The organism is Celeribacter marinus, assembly GCF_965656515.1.
GTDB classification, from domain to species: domain Bacteria; phylum Pseudomonadota; class Alphaproteobacteria; order Rhodobacterales; family Rhodobacteraceae; genus Celeribacter; species Celeribacter marinus_D.
Genome location: NZ_CBFHKW010000026.1, coordinates 1 through 22,257, shown reverse-complemented (window position 1 = coordinate 22,257; position 22,257 = coordinate 1). Strand labels below are relative to the sequence as shown.

Annotated in this window: 20 protein-coding genes and 1 tRNA gene; 5 read left to right on the top strand and 16 right to left on the bottom strand. The window is 56.4% G+C overall.

All coding sequences use genetic code 11. The annotated features are described in order from the left end of the window. Window positions 1–10 precede the first annotated feature (10 nt). The 4 genes from ACTG34_RS07730 to ACTG34_RS07715 form a co-directional block, all read right to left on the bottom strand. Window positions 11–958: a 2-hydroxyacid dehydrogenase gene (locus tag ACTG34_RS07730; RefSeq protein ID WP_439104377.1), complete on the bottom strand. Its 948-nt coding sequence runs from the start codon at window positions 956–958 to the stop codon at window positions 11–13. A 57-nt stretch (window positions 959–1,015) separates the two neighbouring features. Further along, complete coding sequence (locus ACTG34_RS07725) at window positions 1,016–2,185, bottom strand: pyridoxal phosphate-dependent aminotransferase (protein WP_439104376.1); 1,170 nt, start codon at window positions 2,183–2,185, stop codon at window positions 1,016–1,018. Between the two features lie 171 nt (window positions 2,186–2,356). Continuing rightward, complete coding sequence (locus ACTG34_RS07720; RefSeq protein ID WP_439104387.1) at window positions 2,357–3,436, bottom strand: cytochrome-c peroxidase; 1,080 nt, start codon at window positions 3,434–3,436, stop codon at window positions 2,357–2,359. A gap of 195 nt (window positions 3,437–3,631) precedes the next feature. Further along, window positions 3,632–4,678 (bottom strand): hypothetical protein, encoded by a 1,047-nt coding sequence (locus ACTG34_RS07715; RefSeq protein ID WP_439104375.1) that lies wholly within the window; start codon window positions 4,676–4,678, stop codon window positions 3,632–3,634. Between the two features lie 315 nt (window positions 4,679–4,993). On the opposite strand from ACTG34_RS07715, the gene ACTG34_RS07710 reads away from it, so the two are divergent. Continuing rightward, on the top strand, window positions 4,994–5,260 hold the full coding sequence (locus ACTG34_RS07710) for a spike base protein, RCAP_Rcc01079 family (RefSeq protein ID WP_342843269.1): 267 nt from the start codon (window positions 4,994–4,996) through the stop codon (window positions 5,258–5,260). Next, window positions 5,260–6,177 (top strand): phage head spike fiber domain-containing protein, encoded by a 918-nt coding sequence (locus ACTG34_RS07705; RefSeq protein ID WP_439104374.1) that lies wholly within the window; start codon window positions 5,260–5,262, stop codon window positions 6,175–6,177. Before ACTG34_RS07710 ends, ACTG34_RS07705 begins: the two co-directional genes overlap by 1 nt. A 90-nt stretch (window positions 6,178–6,267) precedes the next feature. On the opposite strand, the gene ACTG34_RS07700 is transcribed toward ACTG34_RS07705, so the two are convergent. The 9 genes from ACTG34_RS07700 to ACTG34_RS07660 form a co-directional block, all read right to left on the bottom strand. Next, window positions 6,268–8,856, bottom strand: a complete 2,589-nt coding sequence (locus ACTG34_RS07700) for a lipopolysaccharide biosynthesis protein (RefSeq protein WP_439104373.1) — start codon at window positions 8,854–8,856, stop codon at window positions 6,268–6,270. Window positions 8,857–8,862: 6 nt separating this feature from the next. After that, window positions 8,863–10,173 (bottom strand): O-antigen ligase family protein, encoded by a 1,311-nt coding sequence (locus tag ACTG34_RS07695; protein ID WP_439104372.1) that lies wholly within the window; start codon window positions 10,171–10,173, stop codon window positions 8,863–8,865. A gap of 13 nt (window positions 10,174–10,186) precedes the next feature. After that, the gene (locus tag ACTG34_RS07690; protein WP_439104371.1) at window positions 10,187–11,044 is read right to left on the bottom strand and encodes a WecB/TagA/CpsF family glycosyltransferase; all 858 of its coding nucleotides are present in this window, start codon (window positions 11,042–11,044) and stop codon (window positions 10,187–10,189) included. Between the two features lie 278 nt (window positions 11,045–11,322). Further along, the gene (locus tag ACTG34_RS07685) at window positions 11,323–11,604 is read right to left on the bottom strand and encodes a hypothetical protein (RefSeq protein WP_439104370.1); all 282 of its coding nucleotides are present in this window, start codon (window positions 11,602–11,604) and stop codon (window positions 11,323–11,325) included. Window positions 11,605–11,694: 90 nt separating this feature from the next. Next, window positions 11,695–12,948, bottom strand: a complete 1,254-nt coding sequence (arsJ, locus tag ACTG34_RS07680) for an organoarsenical effux MFS transporter ArsJ (protein ID WP_439104369.1) — start codon at window positions 12,946–12,948, stop codon at window positions 11,695–11,697. Beyond that, complete coding sequence (locus ACTG34_RS07675) at window positions 12,945–13,943, bottom strand: ArsJ-associated glyceraldehyde-3-phosphate dehydrogenase (protein WP_439104368.1); 999 nt, start codon at window positions 13,941–13,943, stop codon at window positions 12,945–12,947. The genes arsJ and ACTG34_RS07675 overlap by 4 nt, the downstream gene beginning before the upstream one ends. Before the next feature lie 6 nt (window positions 13,944–13,949). Then, the gene (locus ACTG34_RS07670) at window positions 13,950–14,792 is read right to left on the bottom strand and encodes a helix-turn-helix domain-containing protein (RefSeq protein WP_439104367.1); all 843 of its coding nucleotides are present in this window, start codon (window positions 14,790–14,792) and stop codon (window positions 13,950–13,952) included. Window positions 14,793–15,056: 264 nt separating this feature from the next. Further along, the gene (locus ACTG34_RS07665) at window positions 15,057–15,911 is read right to left on the bottom strand and encodes a DUF481 domain-containing protein (protein WP_439104366.1); all 855 of its coding nucleotides are present in this window, start codon (window positions 15,909–15,911) and stop codon (window positions 15,057–15,059) included. Window positions 15,912–16,060: 149 nt separating this feature from the next. Next, complete coding sequence (locus ACTG34_RS07660; RefSeq protein WP_439104365.1) at window positions 16,061–16,975, bottom strand: LysR family transcriptional regulator; 915 nt, start codon at window positions 16,973–16,975, stop codon at window positions 16,061–16,063. 230 nt (window positions 16,976–17,205) lie between these two features. Here ACTG34_RS07660 and ACTG34_RS07655 point away from each other — a divergent pair, with 230 nt between their 5' ends. Further along, window positions 17,206–17,697 (top strand): hypothetical protein, encoded by a 492-nt coding sequence (locus tag ACTG34_RS07655; protein WP_439104364.1) that lies wholly within the window; start codon window positions 17,206–17,208, stop codon window positions 17,695–17,697. Window positions 17,698–17,864: 167 nt separating this feature from the next. On the opposite strand, the gene ACTG34_RS07650 is transcribed toward ACTG34_RS07655, so the two are convergent. The 3 genes from ACTG34_RS07650 to lon form a co-directional block, all read right to left on the bottom strand. Then, a tRNA-Val gene (locus ACTG34_RS07650) sits at window positions 17,865–17,939 on the bottom strand. Between the two features lie 58 nt (window positions 17,940–17,997). Further along, window positions 17,998–18,456: an HU family DNA-binding protein gene (locus tag ACTG34_RS07645; protein ID WP_439104363.1), complete on the bottom strand. Its 459-nt coding sequence runs from the start codon at window positions 18,454–18,456 to the stop codon at window positions 17,998–18,000. Between the two features lie 230 nt (window positions 18,457–18,686). Further along, window positions 18,687–21,092, bottom strand: a complete 2,406-nt coding sequence (lon, locus tag ACTG34_RS07640; RefSeq protein WP_439104362.1) for an endopeptidase La — start codon at window positions 21,090–21,092, stop codon at window positions 18,687–18,689. A 356-nt stretch (window positions 21,093–21,448) separates the two neighbouring features. On the opposite strand from lon, the gene ACTG34_RS07635 reads away from it, so the two are divergent. Then, window positions 21,449–21,646: a hypothetical protein gene (locus ACTG34_RS07635; protein ID WP_439104361.1), complete on the top strand. Its 198-nt coding sequence runs from the start codon at window positions 21,449–21,451 to the stop codon at window positions 21,644–21,646. A gap of 18 nt (window positions 21,647–21,664) precedes the next feature. Next, window positions 21,665–22,257: glycosyltransferase family 2 protein (locus ACTG34_RS07630; protein WP_439104360.1), on the top strand; the 593-nt coding region annotated here is incomplete at its 3' end.

Genomic DNA, 22,257 nt, shown 5'->3' with positions numbered 1-22,257 from the left:
GATGTGGTCCTTAGTTCACGGGGGTTACAAGGGCTTCTCCACCCAAAAATGCCGTGATATTGGCGAGTTGTAGCTCGGCCATTGCACGGCGGGTTTCAACGGTTCCCGACCCTTGGTGCGGCTGAAGATGCACATTGTCGAGGTTGAGAAACCGCGGATCAATCGTCGGTTCGTCAAGGAACACATCAAGAGCGGCCCCCTCGATGGTTTTGGCCTCGAGCGCGTCCAAAAGCGCCGCCTCATCCACGGTTGTTCCGCGAGAGATGTTGACGATAACACCGCGTGGGCCAAGAGCCGCAAGCACGTCTTTGCCTACATAATTGCGGGTGGCCTCGCCGCCGACAATCGCGATCACCAGCCAATCAACGGCCTTTGCCATGTCGACCACATCGGCGTGATAGGTCCAGCCCGGTGTCTGTTTTTCAGACCGCGCATGGTAATGAATGTCCATTTTGAACGCCGCCAAACGATCCGCGATGTCGCGGCCAATACGGCCCATGCCGACGATCCCAACCGTGTCGCCCGACATTTTACGGTTGAGCGGGAGCGCTTTGCCCGTGGCCCATGTGCCGTCCATGACCCATTGATGACCGGCAACCAGATTGCGCGAGTACGCCAGCATCATACCAACGGTCAGATCGGCCACATCGTCATTGAGCACGTCTGGCGTATTGGTGACCTTGATCCCGCGCGCGTCCGCCGCATCGACATCGATCGCGTCATAGCCAACCCCGAAATTGGCGATTAGGCCAAGGTTTGGAACGAGGTCCATATTTGCGCCACTAAAGGCATCGTGACCTTTGAATGCCACCGCTTTAATGGACGCGCGCGTCGCAGAGTCCAACGCGGCCACCTCCGTGAATGACGCGGCAAACAGCGCCGGATGGGCGGTTTCAAGGCGGCTGCGTTCCTCGGCGGTGAAGGCCGCGCCAATGATCAGAAGTGATGTATCAGTCATGTGTCATCCTTTCGGAAGGAATGTTCGATTTGTGCAATTATAAAGTCTATTTCGCCGTCAAAGCAGCTTGCGAATGCGCGAAATGGCCTCTTCTATATTGTCGAGTGAGTTTGCATAGGAGAACCGCAGATAGCCCTCTCCCCATGCGCCAAAGCTGGTTCCGGACACGGTCGCGACCCCCGCCTCATCGAGAAATCTGTTTTGCGCCTCCATCGACGACAGGCCCGTGCCCTCGATATTTGGAAAGGCGTAAAACGCGCCCGCTGCATCGGCGCATCGCACACCCGGCAGGTCGTTGAGCATGGAGACAATCGCCTGACGCCGTTTATCAAACTGCGCCACCATGTCGGTCACCGCATTTTGCGGTCCGGTCAGCGCAGCAAGACCCGCGTATTGTGCGGAGGCGTTCACGCAAGAATGGTCGTTGATACACAGCCGTGTGACGTGATCCACCGCCGCATCTGGCCAGACGGCATAGCCCAACCGCCACCCTGTCATCGCGTAGGTTTTAGACCAACCATCGAGCACGATCAAACGGTCACGGATTTCGGGATATTGCAGCAAAGACACGTGTTCGCGCCCGCCATATAGCATCTGCGAATAGATCTCATCGGACAACAACGCGACATGAGGATGATCCATGAGGCCCGCGACGAGTTTGTCGATTTCCTCTTTTGGCGTCACGCCGCCGGTCGGATTTGCAGGACTGTTGATAATGATCAACCGCGTCTTATCCGTGATTTTCGACAAGACATCATCGGCATCGAACGTAAAGCCGTTCTTTTCCTCGAGCGCGATCGGCACGGGCGTCGCACCAGAGTATTTGATCACACTTTCGTAGATCGGAAAGCCGGGGTTGGGATACATGATTTCGGTCCCGGGCTGACCAAACATCAGCACCGCAAAGAACATCGTGGGCTTGCCGCCAGGCACGACAACCACGTTGTCGGGATTGACTTCAACACCGTGACGACGGTTCAAATCCGCGGCCACGGCCTCGCGCAAGACGGGCAAACCGTTGGCGGGTGTGTAGCCGTGATGACCGTCTTTGAGGGCTTTGATCCCCGCCTCAACGATGTGTTCAGGGGTCTGAAAGTCGGGCTGACCGATGCCCAAATTGATAATATCACGGCCTTGAGCGGCGAGTTTCCCCGCGCGCGCCAAGACCATAAATGCACTCTCGGTTCCCAAACGGGACAGACTATCGGCAAAGATTAAATCGGACATGAAGGCTCCTCCCAGCGCGCCATACCCCACGCGGCGCGTGAGTCATTTTAATTTTGGTATACCAAATAAAATGCGAAAGAAAGTCTGCAGTTCACGCGAATATGCACAAGGCCCGCGCCGCGACTGCGCATGTGGTGGGGACGGACGTTTAATGAATGTACAATTTAAGCCCTAGTCGATGAGCAATGGCTCAAACCGCGCATCCGTAAGCGTTTTCATAAAGGCCACAAGCGCGTCAATTTCGACGTCTTTCAACGCATCACCCTCTGTCAATTCGGCGGAGGCGAGTGTTTGGGGCACGGGGATCGGGCCAAACACCTTGCCCGTCTCGGGATTGATCTGACGTGCGGCAGAGTTTGAATTGTAGCGATTGTAAAACAACACCACGGTACGCAGATCCGCGAACACCCCGTTGTGCATATAGGGGCCAGTGACGGCGACATTGCGCAGGGTTGGAACCTTGAACTTCCCAAAATTTTCGGGCGCAGTGGCCAACGGGTTATCGGACAGCCCGTTGTCCGATTTGTCCAACTTTACGCCGTTTAGCGCGCGTAAATCGGTGTTATTGGGCACACCAATGTTGAAATAGTCATAATTGGAAAATGTCTCGCGCTCCGATCCGGGTCGCATATGAAGCTGATGACACAAGTTACAATTGGTGAATTGTTGCGAAAAGAAAAGTGTCTCGCCCAGCAACTCTTCGCGCGTCAACTCGGCCTCACCGCGCACATACCGGTCATATTTGCTATCAAATGGCGCAAAACTATCACGGCGCTCAAAGGCAGCGATTGCGACCGTCATCGCCTCATACCCCGTCTCGACGTCATCCAAAACGCCCGCGCCAAATTCACGCTCAAACGCCACGGCGTATTGCGCCTTTTCGCGCAAACGCGCGACGACAGACGCCGCATCAGGCATCCCCATTTCTATGGGGTTTAGGGGCGGCCCGCCCGCTTGTTGCTCCAACGTTGCCGCCCGCCCATCATGAAACTGACCACCGATCCACCGATCATCTTTGTTCTTATGAAACGCCGGAATAAGGGCCGCATAGGTCACCGTTGGCGCGTTGCGATCGCCCAATGAGACACCATCATCGCCAATCGAGGCCGCTCCACGCGGATCAGCAAATCCGTGATCGGGATCATGGCACGAGGCGCATGATTGGGTGCGGTTTTTGGACAAACCCACATCAAAAAACAACGCTTCGCCCAAAGCGTCAAGTGTCCCCAATGATTGCGCCTGAGCGGGCATCGCGAGCAGACAGACGACCGCGAGGCGAGAAAAACGAGCAACACGAGACGCGGAAAGACACATGGGAGAACCTAAACATCGAATATTTTAGTCGGGTATAGACCTCTCACATACATTAGCCAACACGCGGCGGTATTGAGCGACATCAAATCCATGTGCGCGAGGGCGCACGAAAAACACGTGAAGAGAGGCGGATTACGCGGCTTTGGTCGCTGATGCGGGGCGCAGATTGCACAATCGTTTGATCTCCAAACAGGCAGATTGAACCGCCCAGTCCCATTCGTCCGGATCGGTGATCGCATGGGACACACGGTCCCACGCCACATCGTCATTAAAGAGGGCCATAAGATCCACCCCAACCTCATCGGACATTTGCGCGTTGCACGAGCGAAACCCGTCCATGATTTCCTCACGCTGAGGGCCAGTGAGCACATCCGCGGACTGGAAAAACGCAGGTCGTGCATAGGCTTCGGCGCGCTTTATAATGCGTTGGCGCTCGGATGGCGTGTCGGGGGCGTGCTGATCCAAAGCCGCTAGGAACGCCAGTGATGGCGTGCGATTGGCGGTGGCGTGTTCGCCCTCAACACGGCCTATGGCCCCTGCCCCGATGTGGTGAAACAGATCCTGCACCGCATCGTGTCCCCTCAGGTGGGCGCGGTCATACAGATGCGCAGTCCATGTGAGGTGTGGCGCATCATGCCGCATAGCGCGCAAGAACGCGGCATAGTCCGCCTTTTGGCGGCGGGCATTTATGAACGGCAAATAGCCCGCGACCAGTTGCCCCGTCTTGCCACGTTGTTTGGCGAGGCTTTCCAGAAACAAATCCTGACGGCGAAAGTAAAAGAACGGCTTGAGCTGCACACCGTCAATACCCGCAAGCGTCGATATCATTTTGCGCGCATCATGGATCCCAAACGCGGTTTCGGTTGAAATCAACAGATGACGTTGGTGGGTTTGTGCAATCTCGCGGCTCAATTTGGCGCGGATATGTGCATCGTGTCGATCCTCACGCAGCATGCGGGTCAAATGGTTGTGGCAAATGCCACGCCGGAACGCTTTGACATAACTCACCCCCGCCGCGCGCAATGTTGCCTCATTGCGCGCCAAAACGGACTGCACGGATGTGGTGCCGGTTTTCTCGGTGCCCAAATGCACAAAAAGGGTTTTTGGATCTGCATGCGTCATAATCGGTGACGTTAGGGCAAAGGCGTAAACAATCAGTGCAAGTTGGCGGATTAGCATCACTCAAAGGGATTCACCTTGGCCTGCGTCTCGTGCTGATTTCCAAAAGCCTGAACTCCAAAGAGAGACCCACCGTGCCGCATTTCGGTAAATCGAAACTCTCCGCACCATTGTGATGACCGCGACAATCGGTGCCACGCTCAATATCCATGTCCGGTTCAGGCGCAGTGTGCGCAAAATACCATATGCAGCGCACGGCCCACCAAGGCAAATTTTATCCCTGTGTCCTAAAACCGGCGGGCAATTCAAATGCCCCAAATCACGCCGAGACACGCATAGCCGTTGATTTGGACGCCAGCCACAGGAGTTATGATCATGACGAACCCGTTTGAAAACCGCGCAGCCTCCCTTAAGGGTGCCGCCGCAGATATCACCCCCGTCACACCTGATGACCTCAACGATCTACCACACCCCGCATTGGCCCTCTATGTCGAAACCGCAGGCGCGGTTTGCTTTGCCTCGATTGCGGGCCATGTGCGAACGGTCATGGTGGGGGACTTTGCCATTTTACCTGTTGCTACCGCGCGCGTTTTGGCCACAGGCACCACGGCCACGGGCATTCACGCGTTCACGGTGTCCTAATGCTGGGTCTCGGATTGGATTTTATGACCACGGCTGCGCGCAGATCTACGCGCGCCACCGTGTTGATTGACGCCACCGGTCCACGTGACGCCGTGGTGTTCTCACGCGCAAGCCCCGCCTATGCCTATGGGGATGATGGAGCATTGGTCTTGCACGCGCCCGATGTGGCGCGCATCGACCATGATCCGCAAACGGGTACGCTACTCGGCACATTGTTCGAGCCTGAGACCACAAACATGTTGGCCCATGCCCATGCCAGCGTGTCGCAATGGGATCAAAATGGCGGCAGCGGCACAGATCAAACGTTGAACGCGCTTGGTGTGTTCGCGGGCGTCTCGGAAGCCTCGACAGGGGCGAGTTATCAGCGCCTCAACCATCCCTATGTCGCCCTCGTCGCGGGGACGACATATACCGTGAGTATTTGGTTGCGCGCGGGCAGTTCGCCCAACCTGCGCGCGGTGTTTCGCACGTCTGGCGGGCATCAAACCAATTGGGGCGGCCCGATTGGCGCTCTTGGCCCCTTGGCACAAGGCGCGTCCGGCATGGTATCGGGCTACGCCCAAAAGACGCTCATGGACGGGACCATTCTGCTCCAACTTGTGTTCATACCCGAGCACACCACGTCCTATTCAATCGGGATTGGCCCGTATAGCGCGGTGGCGGGCGAGGATGTTGTCATCTTGGGTATGCAGTTCGAGGCAGGATCACGCCCTAGCTCTTTTGTCACCACATCGGGGACGTCCGCCACACGCGCTGCGGATATGGCAGGGACCACGGGGATTTCAGGGCCGCACCGCATCACGATCACCTATGACGACGACAGTCACGACGTGATCCCCCTTGCGCCTGTAACAGACGGCTATTGGCCGCCACTGTCGCGCCCTCATGTCAAAAGGATGACGGCGATGGCGATCTAATCCCCGAGAGGTGGCGATCCACAAAACGAGCGGCGGGCATGGTCAGCGGCGCGGCCGTCGTGCGCGGTCATGTCCGCCTGCACACGCGCCTCAAAGCCACCCCGCCTCTTTGATAATATCGACAGGCGCCACACCGAGCGGGGCCACATGATCGCCGCCCAGTATCAACGCCGCTTCATGCATCGCGGCCAAAGCGCCGGTGAGCCGGTGCAAGGTATAGCCCGTTTGCGGCAAGGTGCGGATATACGCCGCCGTATCATCCACAAACTGCGCCGCGCGCTGCACCGCATCGGGCGAGAACGCCTCGTGGGCCGGCTGCGCGGTGCGCATCAACTGTATGATATCGAAATCCAGGCAATAGGGCGCATGCTCCATAAACGGCACCTCACCGCGCAAATGGCACCATGACGCGTCATAAAGCGCCGCCCGATTGCGGTAGTTCCGCCCCGTGGCGTGATAGATCCATAGAATATGAACAAGCCCCCCGATATCGGCAATCTCGGGGTCATGTCTGATCTTATAGGCCACCCGAAACCCCTTTTGGATCAGGGCAGAGCGATAGGGGCGCAAGCGGTCGGTGTGCGGATCAAGGAGTTGTGTTTCGATCGCCGTCAAAACCCGCTCCAAAAGTGCTGCATTTATGCCGTCAACCTTGCCCCAACGCGACAGATTCAGCACAATCGACGGGCCGCCCCCGATCCAATGGCTCACCCGCCAGATATGATGCGACCACGCCTTTGGGTAGCGCGGCAAGTCTGATGCCGGATCAATGATTTGCGCCAAATCCCAGCCCTCAAACGCACGGGCGGGCAGCACGCCCCCCGTTGCATCCTCGACCAGTCGCGCCGCGCCCAAAACATAGGCCGTCATATGCGCGGTGGGTGCGCTGTTTGCGCCCCCCTGCCCACTCTGACACACACGAATACGCCCGTACAAATCCGCATCCGCCACTGCGTTCAGATAGAATTGCGCCGTTTCTTTTGGGACCTGCGCGAGCCTGTCCAAAAGGCGCAGCGTGTATACCATGTCCGCGTGATCTTGCCATGCAATCGCCGTGGCCTCACCCGTTCCATCAAGCCAGAACGCAGCCGCATCGGGCGCGCTCAGGCGACAATAGTCCAATACTGCCTGCGTCATGTCGCGCGGCGTGTGCGTGGCGTCCGATTTGGCCTTGGCGACGGGTGCATCTGTCACCGACTGCGCGGTGCGGGTCGCATGGATCATGCGCAAACCGTCACGCACCGGAGCCACGATATTAGCGTCCGACCGCCATCCAGTCACCAACACCGCGATCAAAGCCGCACAAAACGCCACCGTTCCCCAAAGTGCCGCCAATGCCGGATCGTGACGCAAGGTCCACACAACCACACCGCAAACCCCTGCAATCATGGCACCACCCGACACCGTGGCCCTTAGGTGATACCTCAGGGTCAAGCCGGTCTTGCGCGTCAAAATCACAACCGTCGCAACAACCGCCCCCAGATGCGCAATCAGCATGGCAAACGCCGCCCCCGTCACGCCAAATGACGGCGACAGGGCAAACCCCAATCCCACAGTCACACCGCCGAACACCAAGGTAATACGGGCCGCAGTGGCCGCCGCACCCGTGGCAATGGCAATCTCACCAGAGATGAACTGCGCGAAGGCTTTGGCCGCCACGAGCGGTGCAATGATCATCATGACCATGGGCAAGGCTTCCAATTGGGGGAACCAGACCTGCAACACAAAGGGCGCGACAATCATCAAATAGAGCGCGGCCATGACACTCACCCAGACGGTGAACGCCGCGCCGTAGGATGCAATCTCGTTTGCCGCGCGCAGCCCCGCCTCCCCTTGATGGATCAAACGGCCAATGACGGGCGACATGACCGAGGCGCAAATGATGGTCACGGCCATCGGCAGATTGCTAATCTGCACTGCAATTTCAAACGCGCCTGTGTCGGCGCTTGGCACATAGAGACCAACGATCATCACCATAACGCGCGCATATAAATAGACCGAAACCGCATTGATGATCACAGGGGCCGCATAGCTCAATAGTCGCGCTGATTGGGTAGATCGCAGGTCATAACGCCAAATGGCCGGCCCGGATATCAATCCGCGCGCGCCCAGCATGAGCAACACGACCGCGACCAATTCCGATAGCGCCAAACACAAAACCAAGGTGGCGACACCGCCATAAACAGGCAGCCAAAAGGTAAAAAGCGCCAATCCGACGATGCGCGAGACAACGACGCTCACCGCCAACTGTCGAAATTTTCCAACGGTTCGATAAATACCGTCAAAGAACTCGGTCAGGCCAAATAAGTAAATAAACGCAACGGCATAGAACAGGATCTGAGGCCCTGCATCCAAGTCGTAAAACCGGTTTACGGCGCGCATCACGGGCACCGCCGCGACCAGAGCCAAAACGGAAGCGATGATCCCGAGGCGCAGCGCAAGCCCCACGGCGGCGTCACGTCCGCTCACCCCCTCTTTGGCAAAGGCCTCGCCCGCATAGCGCAATGTTGTGCGTCCCAATGACATCCCCACCAAGGGGCGAAACAGCGTGGCGACAGACATAATAATCGCAACACTGCCGAGCGCAGTGGGCGGCAACTGCGTGGCGGCGACCGCCATGACCAATAGCGGCCAGATATGCATGAACCCGAATTGAACCGTTCTAAACGCGAAATTCATCGACCGTCATTCTCCAATGGCGCACGCGGCAGTTGCGCGGGGTCTATCGTGGGCGACACACATCTGGCGGCGCGTGCCCCACAGCGCGCCAAGCACGGCAAATAAAACGAGATGGTGGTAGAGGTCGACGACAAACTCATTCACCGCAATCAGTGCATAGTAACAGGTAAAGCTCGACAAAAGGCACCCATAAAAGAGAGATGCCTCTCCCGCGCGTTCACGTCTAAACACCTGAATAACAACGACATAAGACGACATCAAAAACCCCATCATACCCAGACAAGCCACGAGGCCGTATTTGAATGCCAAGCCGATCGGCGTGCTGTGCGACCCCAAAGGATACTCCAATCCGGCCACATCAATCTGGGTGCCGTAGCCCAAAAAAGGCCGTTGCTTAATCCACTCCAAACTTTGGGTGTAGATCATGGTCCGGGCCTCAACACTGCCTGAGCGGCGCTCCAAAAACGCCTCTTTCGCAAACGCGATACCCGTCTGTGAAAAAAGCAGGATCGCCACCGCGCACACGACCACAAGGACGGTCACCGCCAATAAAGAGGCAGGCGAAAATGTCGGAGAGACAGCGGCACGGCTCATCCCCACCAACAACGGATACAGCGCCATCAACACGAGTGCGACACGGGCCTGCGCGAAAAACACCACGGTGAGGGCCGCACCGTAGACGATAATGCGGCCAACGGTGCTTTGCCTGTCGTGCAACGCAAACGGCAACAGCAAAAAGAGGACACACGCCAAATGGATCGGAGAGCCGAAAAACGACGATACACGGTCAGTGAAACCGTAAAAGTAAAGCTGTTCCCCGAAATCCTTGAGCAAAAATCGTGCGCCAGTCATCGACGTCTTGATAAAATCAGGGGCGGCGAGATAGCCGAGCGAGGGAAATTGAATGGAGCCGATCACGATATAAAACGCACAGGAGGCGACGATCACCCAAAACGCAATCGCCAGAGGCCGCACGCCGTCGACAAGTCTATACGTTTGATAATGCGCATAAAAATGCGCAAATAGTGCGGTGGCACAGATCCACGCCATCAAGTCGCGCGTGTATGTCATAAGACGCACGGATTGCGTGACCTGCGCGCTCGATATCACCACAAACCCCAAAAAGAGCGCCAATAGATAGAGCGGTGCAGAGCCTGCAACGTGGATCTGGCAGGCGGGCGTTGAACGGGTCTTTTTGAACACAAACACATAGACTGGGAGCACGATCAACGGGACAAAATGCTCAATACCGATCGGCCATAAACACACCAACGTGAGCCCAAGAGCCGCAAAGGGCTGCCCCGCGTCACCGCGCATATCACGTCTTGCGTTAATCACCCCTCGGCCTGTGCGGCGAGGTGCCAACGGGGTTGGAGCGCGTGTCGCGCATCAGCCGAACGGCGGCTTGCACATTGGTAATCGCATAGCGGCGCCATAGACGTTTGGGATCTCCCATCAGGCGGAACAACCATTCAAAACCAATACGTTGCACCCATTTTGGTGCGCGCGCACTGTCACCCGCAAGAAACGCGTAGAGCCCACCACAGGTTTTCAGACACCCGACCCCTGCCAGAGCGGCGCGGTTTTCGTGGCACCAGATTTCTTGTTTGGGTTTGCCAAGCCCGACCCACACCACATCCGCGCCCGATGCGACGATCTGCGCGCAGACCTCACCCGATTGGGCCTCCTCGAAATAGCCGTTGCGCCGCCCGACAATGTTGAGCGCGGGATACAACCGTCTGATCTGTGCGACCGCGCGCGCGTTTTGATCCTCGCTCGCGCCAAGCACGAAAAACGACAACCCGCGCTCTTGGGCGTGACGGGCCACATCGTGGAACAAATCGGTGGTCGCGGATCGGCCACGAATGGGCGAATTGGTCAACAGCTTTGAGGCCATCAAGACCGACATGCCATCCGCGTGGATCACATCGGCGGCCGACATCGCCGCGTCATATTTGGTGTCCCCGCCCGACAATGCGATGCCCTGACCGTTGGACGAAAAGACCAAAGCGGGGATCGTAGGGCGTGCCTCGCAGACATCGCACATCCAGCTTGCCAATTCGTCCCGATCGGCCAGCGCGGTTGAAAACCCGCCCACCTGTACGGTGGTTAACGGCGGAGAAACATTTAAAACCAATGACATATAAATACCAATACCAACTTTGCCGCACACCGGCGCAGCGTACATTTAACCCCCGCGTTCACCCGCCGAACACCCTAGGGCGCCTGACACGCGCGCGCATGCAGCGCCGCAACCTAAAATTGCATTTCGCGCAATGAGATCATCTAAAGGTATTGTTAAAGGATATCGCCCCTGTTCGCCAAACTGTTTTCGCAAAGCAGCGACGATTATGGCGCAAGAGGACCACTGTGCGGCTATCACATGTGACTGAAACCGCGCAGATACAGGCGCAGCGTCCGTTGTCTCACGGACGCTGCGCCAGATGTTAACTGTAGTGGGTTGCCTTAAAAGTCCTCAAATTCAGGGACATTTCCAATACGGACCAAGAATGTCGGCGCGCCGATCTCGCCGGAGGTTGGGTCTTCGACAACCACATAGGCATCCGCCCCTGCGCAGTCGTCATTTCGGGCCTCACGTTCTGCGCGCTCTTGCGCCTCGCTTGCCTTTGAATATTGAAATTGCTTGCCAATTTTCAAAACAGTGTGCTGCCCTGCCCCTGCGCTTGTCTCGATATATGTCTGACAAATGTAATGGGATTTCGGAGCGGAATCATCAATATGTGCCACGGGGGTATCCTTAACTGACCTGACGAACAAAATAGGAACATTTGCGCGCCTTGGCAAGCCATTTAGGATTACACCCGCACCAGACACGCCCTAATCCGTTTGAGCCGATCTGAGTTGTGAAGTCGCAAGCCCGCTCACCGCAATCATCGCCGCAGCCACCCCAAGGCACAACGCCAACCCGCCGAATTGATAGCTCATTCCCGACAACACGGTCCCCACAAGGCGCCCCGCCGCGTTGGACATATAGTAAAACCCAACGTCAAGTGTGACGCGCTTTGCATCCGTAAAGCTCAAGATCAAAAACGAGTGCAGCGCGGAATTCACGGCAAAGATCGCCCCAAAGACCAACAGACCAATGACAATCGCCGATGTGAGCGCCGGAGACGCCTCGGGCCCCGTCAAAACCAATGCGGCCAGACTTGCGGGCACGATGGCAAGCACGCCGACCCACCACTTTGCCTGCCTCAAAAGCTGCCCGTGTGTGCGTGTCGTCGCCTTCAAAATACGCGGTGTCCCGCTTTGAACCAAACCGTATAAGATGGTCCAAATGGCCATAAACGTTCCAATCATAAAGAACGCCGCGCGATTTCCCTCAGAACTTCCATCCGACAGCACGCTGTAAAAGTAGATCGGAATACCGACCACAAACCACACATCGCGCGCCCCGAACAAAAATAGCCGCGCACAGCTTAACCAATTGATATTACGGTTCTTGGACAAGACCTCGGCGAACTTCGCATCCTTGCGGCCAACGGGAAGCCCGTCGGGCATATACACAATGACCAAGGCGAGGATCGCAGACAAAACCGCAGCCATGCTCAACACAGACGGGACAAACCCGAACACCGCAAGCAATAGCGCGCCCGCCAAAAAGCCCGCACCTTTGACCGCGTTCTTTGATCCTGTCAGCACCGCAACCCATCGAAACAGCCCGCCGCCCTCGGAGGGGGCCAACACCTTGATCGCGCTTTTGGAGCTCATCTTGGCCAGATCTTTAGCAACGCCTGACAGCCCTTGAACCACCATGACAAAGACAACAGAGGCGGTCATGCCCCACGCAGGATCAAGCTGTGCCAGGGCCAACAGCGCCACGATTTGCAACGACAGCCCCGCGTACAACGTCGACGTCAGCCCAAAGCGCGCAGCAAGCCATCCTGCCGACAGGTTGGTCACAACACCCGCAATCTCGTAGAGCACAAACAGATAGGCCAGTTGCACGGGCGAAAAGCCAAGCGTGTGAAAGTGCAACAGCACCAACATCCGCAATGCGCCATCCGTCAGCATGAACGCCCAATAGGCCGCCGTTACCGTTATAAACGCAGGAAATCCGGCGGACCGTGTCACAGCGCGTCCCCCACCATCACGGCAACATCAACAAGCCGGTGCGCATATCCGTACTCGTTATCATACCAAACGTAGACTTTGAGTTGGGTGCCATTTACGACCATGGTGGAGAGTGCATCGACAACGCCACTGCGCGGATCGTTGGTATAATCCGACGACACCAGTGGACGCGTCTCATATCCGAGAATACCGCTTAAATCCCCCTGCGCCGCCGCTTTGAACAGGGCATTCACCTCATCCACGCTTGTCTCGCGCGCCATCTCGAACACGCAATCCGTGAGGGAGGCATTGAGCAGTGGCACACGCACCGCGTGACCGTTCAACTTACCCTCAAGTTCAGGATAGATAAGTGTGATCGCCGTGGCCGACCCCGTTGTCGTCGGGATCAGATTGGTCAATGCGCTGCGCGCGCGCCGCAAATCTTTGGCGGGGCGGTCCACAATGGTTTGCGTGTTGGTGACGTCATGGATGGTGGTGATTGATCCGTGCTTGATCCCGATCCCGTCCAAGAGCACCTTGACCACAGGAGCAATACAATTGGTGGTGCAACTTGCCGCCGTCACAATCTGGTGGTGTTCGCTCTGGTAAATGTCGTGGTTTACGCCGTAGACAATGTTGGCCGTTGGACCATCCTTGACCGGTGCAGAGACGATCACCTTTTTCACGCCCGCCGCAAAATACGGCGCAAGGGCGGCTTCGGTTTTGAAGGCCCCCGTACAATCGATCATCACATCAACCCCGTCTAATGGCAGATCCTCAAGGGCGCGCACGGACGTCACCGGAAGGCGTGTCCCGTCGATTGTAATCGCATCCGCATCGGCGGCAAATGTCGCGGGCCAACGCCCGTGAACGGAATCGAACTCCAACAGATGCGCGTGCATGGCGGGATCGCCAACGGCATCGTTGATAAAGGCAATGTCGGCACCACGTTCCAACAGACGGCGAAGGGCGAGTTTTCCGATACGGCCAAGGCCGTTGAGCGCGTAAGTGGTCATAGGGGATCAGTCCTGTTCAAGGGGCGTTTTGCCGATGTCATCGACGTGTTTTTGAAGCGACCCGCGATCTAGCTGGTCGAAGGGAAGAGATGAGAACGCCAACATCCGGTTGCGCAGCGCCCCATAGGTCTGTTGAAACGCAAGACGCCGTTCGGCCTCGGTCCCTTGCGCCTTAACCGGATCGGGCAGTCCCCAATGGCCGGACACCGGCTGCCCCGCCCATGTCGGGCAATCCTCGTTCGCGGCGCGATCACAGACGGTAAAGACGAAATCCATAACCGGGGCGTCCGCAGCCTGAAATTCAGACACGTTTTTCGACCTGAGCGGCGACACATCGTGACCCTTGGCGCGCAGCACTTCGACCGCAATCGGATTGAGATCGGAGCGATGTGCCGTTCCTGCGGAATATGCTACGAACCTATCCCCCGCCATTTCGCGCAGAATGGTTTCAGCAAAGATCGAGCGCGCCGAATTGCCCGTGCAGACAAACAAAACATTGAATTTGGTATCGGTCATAGGGGAGATACTCCGAAGAAGGTCAGATAACTGAGGCGGGCAAATGTCAGCCCGTCCACGACAACAATCCACAAACAGCCCTGATACGACCTCTTGGGCGGCTGTGAGATTGATCGCATACAAAATCTGCGTGCCATTGCGGCGCTGCGAAATCAGGCCCGCCTGCGTCAACGCCGACAGATACACCGATGCTGTGCTCGCCTTGAGGTCGAGGGCTTGTGAAATTTCGCCCGCGGGCACCTCATCGGGATAGCGCCGCATGAGAAGGCGAAACACGTCCATCCGCTGCGGATGGCTTAGGGTGGCGAGTCTGTCTGTAAGCAATGATTCCATATTTCATAAATAATTAAAATAATGACGGACTGTCAAGACCACGTCAGATGAACGCAACAGATTTCTGTGACGCGCTTGCTTTGTCTACCTATGGATTGTGTCAGTTTCGCAACGCACATAGGATCACGGTCCTCTGCCGCCGCCCTGCCCGCACCGCACACCCCAAACAGGCGCAAGCGCCCGCACAAAATGCGGACGCTCTAGGTCTCTCGGATCACTGTGCTACACACGAGGGCACGATGTGGCACAGTGCTTTTGAGTGGCTTAGAAGCTGAGAACCAGCGATACGCCGAGTGTATTGTCGGTCGATTTCAGGCCCGCCGCAGGATCAGAGTCGAAATCCGTACGGTAGCTGACGCGTGTCGACAACGTGTCGGTCATGTTGAAGTTCAAACCCGCATCGTTGGAGACAACGGTGTTTGTGCTCGAGCTCAACACATCGGTATCCATTGTGAACGACACAGTATCGCTAAACGCATAGTAGAAACGGGACGCAACGATAAAGCCGAACTCGGTGTCGCTTACGCCATTGATATCGCTCACGTAGCGCGCACCAGGACCGGCCTGAACACGCCATGCGGTTTTATCGGTGTTGATGAAGCGGTAGCCCGCACCCGCGCCCAAGAACGCGTCCATTTGATCACCCGAAAGCGCATCACCGTTGGAATCGGTCAAGAAGCCATCGTATTCAACACGCGCGAGGCCAAAGGCGTAGACTTCGGGAGAGAAGTAACGGTTGCCTTCATATGTAGCGTAGAATTTTTCTTCGCTCTTGGTGCCGTTGGATTCACCGTATTCAACAGCAAAGCCAAACGAGTGGTTCCAATCGCCAACGCCGTAGCTCAAACGACCAGCACCCGACAATTCGCCAGAGTCCGTGTTGCCCGATGTGCCCGATGCGGACAGTGCGAACGACCCGCGCCAGCCCTGAACAACACCGTTCGGACCAAAACGCTCATTGTCTTTGGCATTGTCCAAATCGTCCTGAGCAGCCGTTGTGATGTCATCAATCTTATCGTTAAGCGCCTGAACGCCGCTCAGTTTGCTTTGCGCGAATGTCGGAGCGGCAATAAGGGCGGCAACTGCAGACGCGGCCACCAATGTGTATGTCTTTTTCATGGGTTAGTCCTTTCCCAAGTTGCGAGGCCAGATCTTCAGCACCATTGCCAAAGCTCTGATCATCTCTGCTGGGAACGGTATAAAAAACCCGATGTCGTGAGTGAAATTCGTATTACTTATGGTTTAAACGAGTATTTTAAATTTGTAATTCAGTGGGTGCTACCAGTGTCATAATCCTCCATGTTCCCAATATGGCCCACATCTGTTTCCTGTTCGGTTTCAGCCGCTTGAACGACTCTCTTCAACGCGGCCTTGGCGGGCATCGCAAGATCGGGATCGACATCATCGCGCCAAACCACCCAAGACGGATATTCAAACCGCGGCGCATCCGCCACAATGTGCAAATTTCCTGCGTCCACACGACGCTTCACCGCGCGCGCAGGCAGATACGCTGAGGCCCGCCGGTTCATAATATAGTCTGCCGCCAACGCGCCCAGATGAAACTTTAGCCCCGCATTCGTCAGATGAGGCAGGGCCGTGGCGTGCGCATGGGTGAACTCAGGGCCCCAATCGACAAACACATACCCCTCAGGGCCGTGAACATCAGCGTCCGGATAAGAGGCAACCAGAACAAGCTCGTCCTCCAATGCCTTTTCGGCCACAAGGCCTGGGCGCAATTGTGGGGTATACACCAACGCCGCCTGTACCACGCCCTCGATCAAATATCGTGTCAAACGATCAGCCATCCCCACTTCCGTGCGGATGCTCAAATCCGGCATGTCATTTTGCAAGGCATCGATCCACCGAAAGCCAAGGCGCGGCCAAAGCGAGTATTGCGCGCCAATCGACAGTGACTTGGTGAAGCCTTCGGGGATCGCGATCTGTTGGCGCGCCTCTTCCCATATCTTAACAAGGCTCAAGGCATAGTGCCAAAACTGCTCACCGGCGGGGGTTAAAACCGCACCCGCTTTGGAGCGCATAAACACCGCGTGGCCCAAACTGTCCTCAAGGCGTTGAATGCGCAGGCTCACCGCCGATTGCGTAACGTAAAGACGATCACATGCGGCAACAAACGAACCAGTGTTCGCGACTTCGATAAATGTTTTTATGAGTGTAATATCCATGCTCAACCATTTGCAAAACTCGTGACAACCATAATTGTTATTCGTTTACCGTTGATTGTCACCCCCATTTGTTTGGCGCAAAGGCACAGATGACGCGCGATCGGCATTTGCGGCGCCTTTTAGTGAAATCACGGGGCTTGGACGTAAACTGGCCATGCGTCCCCCCCTATCTCAACGCTATCTTTTTCGGTGGCATAGCTTAAAGAGGGGGAATCTTTTGGAGAGAAAACATGTCAGCACCACAAAGCATTCCTGAACTCGTTCGCGCAGCCAAGGACGATGCAAAGATCCACCTAGATCGCATTGCCGCCCTCGCGACCGAGCGGGCATCGCCTCAAACCGAAGAGGCACGTGGCGTTGCGATTGGCGCACTGGAACACATCGCGGTTGATCTGTTTACGGTGTTCGAGGCGCGAATGCAGCATCATTTCAAACGCGGCCCGTTTTCACGCAAACTCAAAGCGGTGTTGTTGGACGCAGGGCACACGGATCTCGCTGCGCGGTTGCACACAAGTTATCTAGCGGTCAATGTCCTCAAGCACGAAAAAGGGGCGAGCTACCGCGAGCTGCTCGCGGCACAAAGTCCTCTTCTCACCGCACCAGACCCTGACGCAAACGAGACAGACACGCCCGCCAGCCTGATCGACGTCACCACGCCCGGATTTTTGGACACGCTGACGACCACAATCCTAGAGGCCTACACGTTTCTCGAGCAACGATAACACACGGTGCCCAAAGCGCGGTGATATCTGCGCCATCCCGTCCTGCGCGTTTCATCTTATACTGGCGCGCATTCCCAGCCGTCATAGGTGATATCGCCCACGTTAAGGGTCAGATGGACCGGCTCGACTGTGCGAGCGGACTGATAGACGGCGCTGACGAGGGAAAATGGTGGGTGATAAGAGATTTGAACTCCTGACATCTTCGATGTGAACGAAGCGCTCTACCACTGAGCTAATCACCCGCCGTGGCGCGGTTTCTAGCGCCACGGGTTTGGTGATGCAAGTCATAAACCCCAGAAATCAATCGTCCGCATCGCCCTCGAGTTCAGACGGTGTATCCGCGTTTTTTGCGGCCTCCACCATCACCTTGGACCTGCGAATTTTTGCAATCAAAACATGAGCATTGGGCACTTCTTTGAGACGGTTGATCGACACTTTTCCCAGTGGCGGCAAGTTCACGTTTTCGCCCCGCTGAAGCGCGTCCCCCAACTCCATCAATACGGCGTCCACAATTTTCTTTGCGATCGCGCGCTTGGCACCGGATGCCTCCGTCACGCGGTCCAGAAAATCCTTTTTGGCCAATTCCGTAACAATGGCAGGCACGGGAATGTCGACCGCGCTGGCGGCGACGACCGTGGGTTTTGCCGCCTTGGTCGCTGCAGATTTGGCCGCTGCTGATTTGGCGGCTGCCGATTTGGTGGCTGCGGTATTTTTCGGCGCAGATGCGTCGGCGGGGGTCTTTGTCGGGCTCTTAGCCATGATCCATGTCTCACTAAAGAAAAAAGTTAGCCTCACTATAGGGTGCAAAGAAAGCAAACTAAAGGGGTTCCATTAAGCCATAACTGCGCGACGCAAATGGGACAAAAAGGCGCGCGTCTCACCGGAGCCACCCCGCCAAAAGTTGCACAAATCGAACATCGCGGTCCGCGCAAAGCCAAAAAAAGGGCACCCAAACTGGATGCCCTTTCATTTTTCGAACATTTGTGGAGTTAGTGAGCAACCGCACCTTGCGCAGGGTTGTTTGACGTCACTTTAGCCAATCGTGCGGCCTCTTCGGCGGCGTCATCCCATTCCACAGGCTCAGGTTGACGTACCAGCGCCAATTTGAGCACTTCGGAGACGTGACTCACGGGGATGATCTCTAATCCCGCTTTCACGTTCTCGGGAATATCCGCGAGGTCTTTGACGTTTTCCTCAGGGATCAGAACCGTGGTGATACCACCCCGAAGAGCGGCGAGCAGTTTCTCCTTGAGGCCGCCAATCGCCGTAGCATTGCCGCGCAGGCTAACCTCACCCGTCATCGCGATATCCTTGCGCACGGGAATTTGCGTGAGCACAGACACGATCGTTGTGACCATCGCCAGACCCGCCGAGGGGCCATCTTTTGGCGTCGCGCCATCGGGCACGTGGACGTGGATGTCCATCGTGTCAAAGAGTGGCGGCTTCACCCCGATTGAGGGCGCGATGGAGCGGACATAGGAGCTTGCCGCCTCGATGCTCTCTTTCATCACATCGCCAAGTTTGCCGGTGGTTTTCATCCGGCCCTTTCCTGGCAATTTGAGCGCTTCGATCTGCAACAGATCGCCGCCAACGGAGGTATAGGCCAAGCCGGTGACAACCCCGATTTGATCCTCTTTTTCAGCAAGACCATGCCGGAATTTCTTAACGCCGAGATAGTCCTCCAGATTGAGGGGGGTGATCGCGACGCTTTCGAGCTGTTTCTTGACCAATTGGGTCACGGCCTTGCGCGCCATTTTGGCAAACTCGCGTTCCAGAGTGCGCACCCCCGCCTCGCGGGTGTAATACCGGATCACATCCATCACGGCGTCATCGGCGATCGAAAACTCTTTCGCTTTTAGCCCGTGGTTCTTGATCTGTTTGGGGATCAAGTGCTGTTTGGCGATCTCGAATTTCTCGTCCTCGGTGTAGCCCGACAGCGGAATGATCTCCATGCGGTCCAAGAGCGGCCCAGGCATGTTGTAACTGTTGGAGGTGGTCAAAAACATCACGTTCGAGAGGTCATATTCGACCTCCATGTAGTGATCCACAAAGGTGGAGTTCTGTTCTGGATCAAGCACTTCGAGCATTGCGGACGCAGGGTCGCCACGCATATCCTGACCCATCTTGTCGATCTCGTCGAGCAAGATAAGCGGGTTAGTGGTTTTGGCTTTCTTGAGTGCCTGAATGATCTTACCGGGCATGGAGCCAATGTAGGTGCGGCGGTGGCCGCGGATCTCGGACTCATCGCGCACGCCGCCCAAAGAGATGCGAATGAACTCGCGCCCCGTGGCCTTGGCGACCGATTTGCCCAAGCTTGTTTTACCCACACCTGGAGGGCCCACAAGGCACATGATCGGGCCTTTGAGTTTCTGGCTGCGCTGTTGCACGGCAAGGTATTCCACAATGCGTTCTTTGACTTTTTCCAACCCATAGTGATCGGTATCAAGGATGCCCTCGGCGCGGTTCAGATCCTTTTTGATCCGCGATTTGGTGCCCCACGGGATCGACAACATCCAGTCAAGGTAGTTGCGCACAACGGTTGCCTCGGCCGACATCGGGCTCATGTTCTTGAGCTTTTTCAACTCAGCCTCGGCCTTTTCCTTGGCCTCTTTGGAGAACTTGGTCGCGGCGATCTTTGCCTCAAGCTCGGCGATTTCGCCCTCCCCCTCTTCGCCATCGCCAAGTTCCTTTTGAATGGCCTTCATTTGCTCATTCAAATAGTACTCGCGCTGCGTGCGCTCCATCTGGGATTTAACGCGGGTTTTGATCTTTTTCTCGACATGCAGCACGGACATTTCGCCCTGCATCATGCCGTAAACCGCCTCAAGACGCGCTTCGACAGACAGCGTTTCGAGCAGCTTTTGCTTTTGCTCGACATCCACGCCCAAATGCCCCGAAACGAGATCGGCCAGCTTGGCGCTATCGCGCGCCTCGGACACGGCCACCATCGCCTCCTCGGGGATGTTCTTTTTGATCTTGGCGTAGCGTTCGAATTCCTCGGCCACGGCGCGCACCAATGCGGTCACGGTGGCCTCGTCGCCTTGCGTCTCTTCAAGGGGTTCAATCTTGGCGAGGAAAAACGGCTCATGCGCCTCGAAACTGGCGATTTTCACGCGCGTCTGACCCTCGACCAACACTTTGACCGTGCCGTCGGGCAGCTTGAGCAATTGGAGCACATTGGCCAAGACACCAGTGCGATAAATGGCATCCGCCTCAGGGTCATCCAACGCGGGGTCCATCTGGGCGGACAGCAAAATTTGCTGATCGTTCGCCATCACCTCTTCGAGGGCCTTGACGGACTTGTCGCGCCCGACGAACAGCGGCACCACCATATGGGGAAAGACCACAATGTCACGAAGGGGAAGAACAGGGTACGTTTGAGTCTGCGCGTTCATTTTTATATCCTTAAATCTTGGCAAAAAGACCCGATCCCACTTCGGCGGCAATCTTGGGTCTCTTCCGTCATTGTTTGCTATATCTGGGGGGCGAGCCTGATATTTCAACCATGACCAGTATCGAATTCGCAAAGAATTGTGCCTGTCCGCGCCGCCCTTCGCAAGGGCGTTTTCTGCTCAATTCTCAATGAATGCAGGCGATCACGGAAATTGTGCGCAAACACACGATCACCGCCAAACATTTGCGCGCAAAGCACCGTAAATCAATTGAAAACTAAAGTTGACGAAGTGTAATCTTTTGAGCATTATAAACTTGCGCAGCGTCTGTTCCACGCCTGCTGTTTTGGGGGTCGTTCATGTCATTTTTGTTTGCACTGCTTTCACTCCTTCCTGCGTCGTTCTTTACGTTTGAACCCGATACAGACACCTCGGATGATGACGACGATGATAGGTTTTCGCGCTGGACAGGTCACGGACATAGCCACAACGGGCACTTTGCATGGCGCGGCTTTGGGCATTGGCGCGACGACGACGCACACCACGAAAGCCTGTAACCGCAACGCGGTGGTCTTATGGACGCGTCTTTAAACCCGAGCCGGTTGGGGCCCTCAGTCTCCATCATTATACCCTTTTATGATGAAACCGCGTTTTTGCACGCGGCCCTTGCATCCGTAAAAGCACAGCGTATCGACGATATCGAGATTATCGTCATCAATGACAATCCTGAGGTATTCGATGCGCGCGATCTCGAGCGATTGACCGACGGTTTCGACGTCACGGTGGTGCACCACACGCAAAACAGCGGCCTATCGGCGGCGCGCAATAGCGGGCTGGCGATCGCACGTGGCACCTATATCGGGTTCCTTGACGCAGACGACTACTACACCACGCGCGGATTAGAACGCCAATTGGCCTATGCCATGCAAACCCGCGCCGACATTGTGCACGCCTGTTGTTATCTGGGCCGTGCTGGCAGTGTTGAAACCCAAATTCTCCCCCGTGATCAACAGCTCCACATGACCCAACGCGTGACGCGGGGCCTAAGGGGCGGCGAAGAGGCGCAATTCATCGTGTCCTCATGGTCGAGCCTTTATAGCCGTGCCTTTTTGGATGAGTTCGATCTGACATTCGACACCGAGCAGCGCAAATTCGAGGATCGGTTGTT

Bases quoted from the DNA above. Each gene is read 5' to 3' on its own strand.
- ACTG34_RS07730 (WP_439104377.1), bottom strand. From the start codon at position 958: ATGACTGATACATCACTTCTGATCATTGGCGCGGCCTTCACCGCCGAG.
- ACTG34_RS07725 (WP_439104376.1), bottom strand. From the start codon at position 2,185: ATGTCCGATTTAATCTTTGCCGATAGTCTGTCCCGTTTGGGAACCGAG.
- ACTG34_RS07720 (WP_439104387.1), bottom strand. From the start codon at position 3,436: ATGCCCGCTCAGGCGCAATCATTGGGGACACTTGACGCTTTGGGCGAA.
- ACTG34_RS07715 (WP_439104375.1), bottom strand. From the start codon at position 4,678: ATGCTAATCCGCCAACTTGCACTGATTGTTTACGCCTTTGCCCTAACG.
- ACTG34_RS07710 (WP_342843269.1), top strand. From the start codon at position 4,994: ATGACGAACCCGTTTGAAAACCGCGCAGCCTCCCTTAAGGGTGCCGCC.
- ACTG34_RS07705 (WP_439104374.1), top strand. From the start codon at position 5,260: ATGCTGGGTCTCGGATTGGATTTTATGACCACGGCTGCGCGCAGATCT.
- ACTG34_RS07700 (WP_439104373.1), bottom strand. From the start codon at position 8,856: ATGAATTTCGCGTTTAGAACGGTTCAATTCGGGTTCATGCATATCTGG.
- ACTG34_RS07695 (WP_439104372.1), bottom strand. From the start codon at position 10,173: ATGCGCGGTGACGCGGGGCAGCCCTTTGCGGCTCTTGGGCTCACGTTG.
- ACTG34_RS07690 (WP_439104371.1), bottom strand. From the start codon at position 11,044: ATGTACGCTGCGCCGGTGTGCGGCAAAGTTGGTATTGGTATTTATATG.
- ACTG34_RS07675 (WP_439104368.1), bottom strand. From the start codon at position 13,943: ATGACCACTTACGCGCTCAACGGCCTTGGCCGTATCGGAAAACTCGCC.
- ACTG34_RS07670 (WP_439104367.1), bottom strand. From the start codon at position 14,792: ATGGAATCATTGCTTACAGACAGACTCGCCACCCTAAGCCATCCGCAG.
- ACTG34_RS07665 (WP_439104366.1), bottom strand. From the start codon at position 15,911: ATGAAAAAGACATACACATTGGTGGCCGCGTCTGCAGTTGCCGCCCTT.
- ACTG34_RS07660 (WP_439104365.1), bottom strand. From the start codon at position 16,975: ATGGATATTACACTCATAAAAACATTTATCGAAGTCGCGAACACTGGT.
- ACTG34_RS07655 (WP_439104364.1), top strand. From the start codon at position 17,206: ATGTCAGCACCACAAAGCATTCCTGAACTCGTTCGCGCAGCCAAGGAC.
- ACTG34_RS07645 (WP_439104363.1), bottom strand. From the start codon at position 18,456: ATGGCTAAGAGCCCGACAAAGACCCCCGCCGACGCATCTGCGCCGAAA.
- lon (WP_439104362.1), bottom strand. From the start codon at position 21,092: ATGAACGCGCAGACTCAAACGTACCCTGTTCTTCCCCTTCGTGACATT.
- ACTG34_RS07635 (WP_439104361.1), top strand. From the start codon at position 21,449: ATGTCATTTTTGTTTGCACTGCTTTCACTCCTTCCTGCGTCGTTCTTT.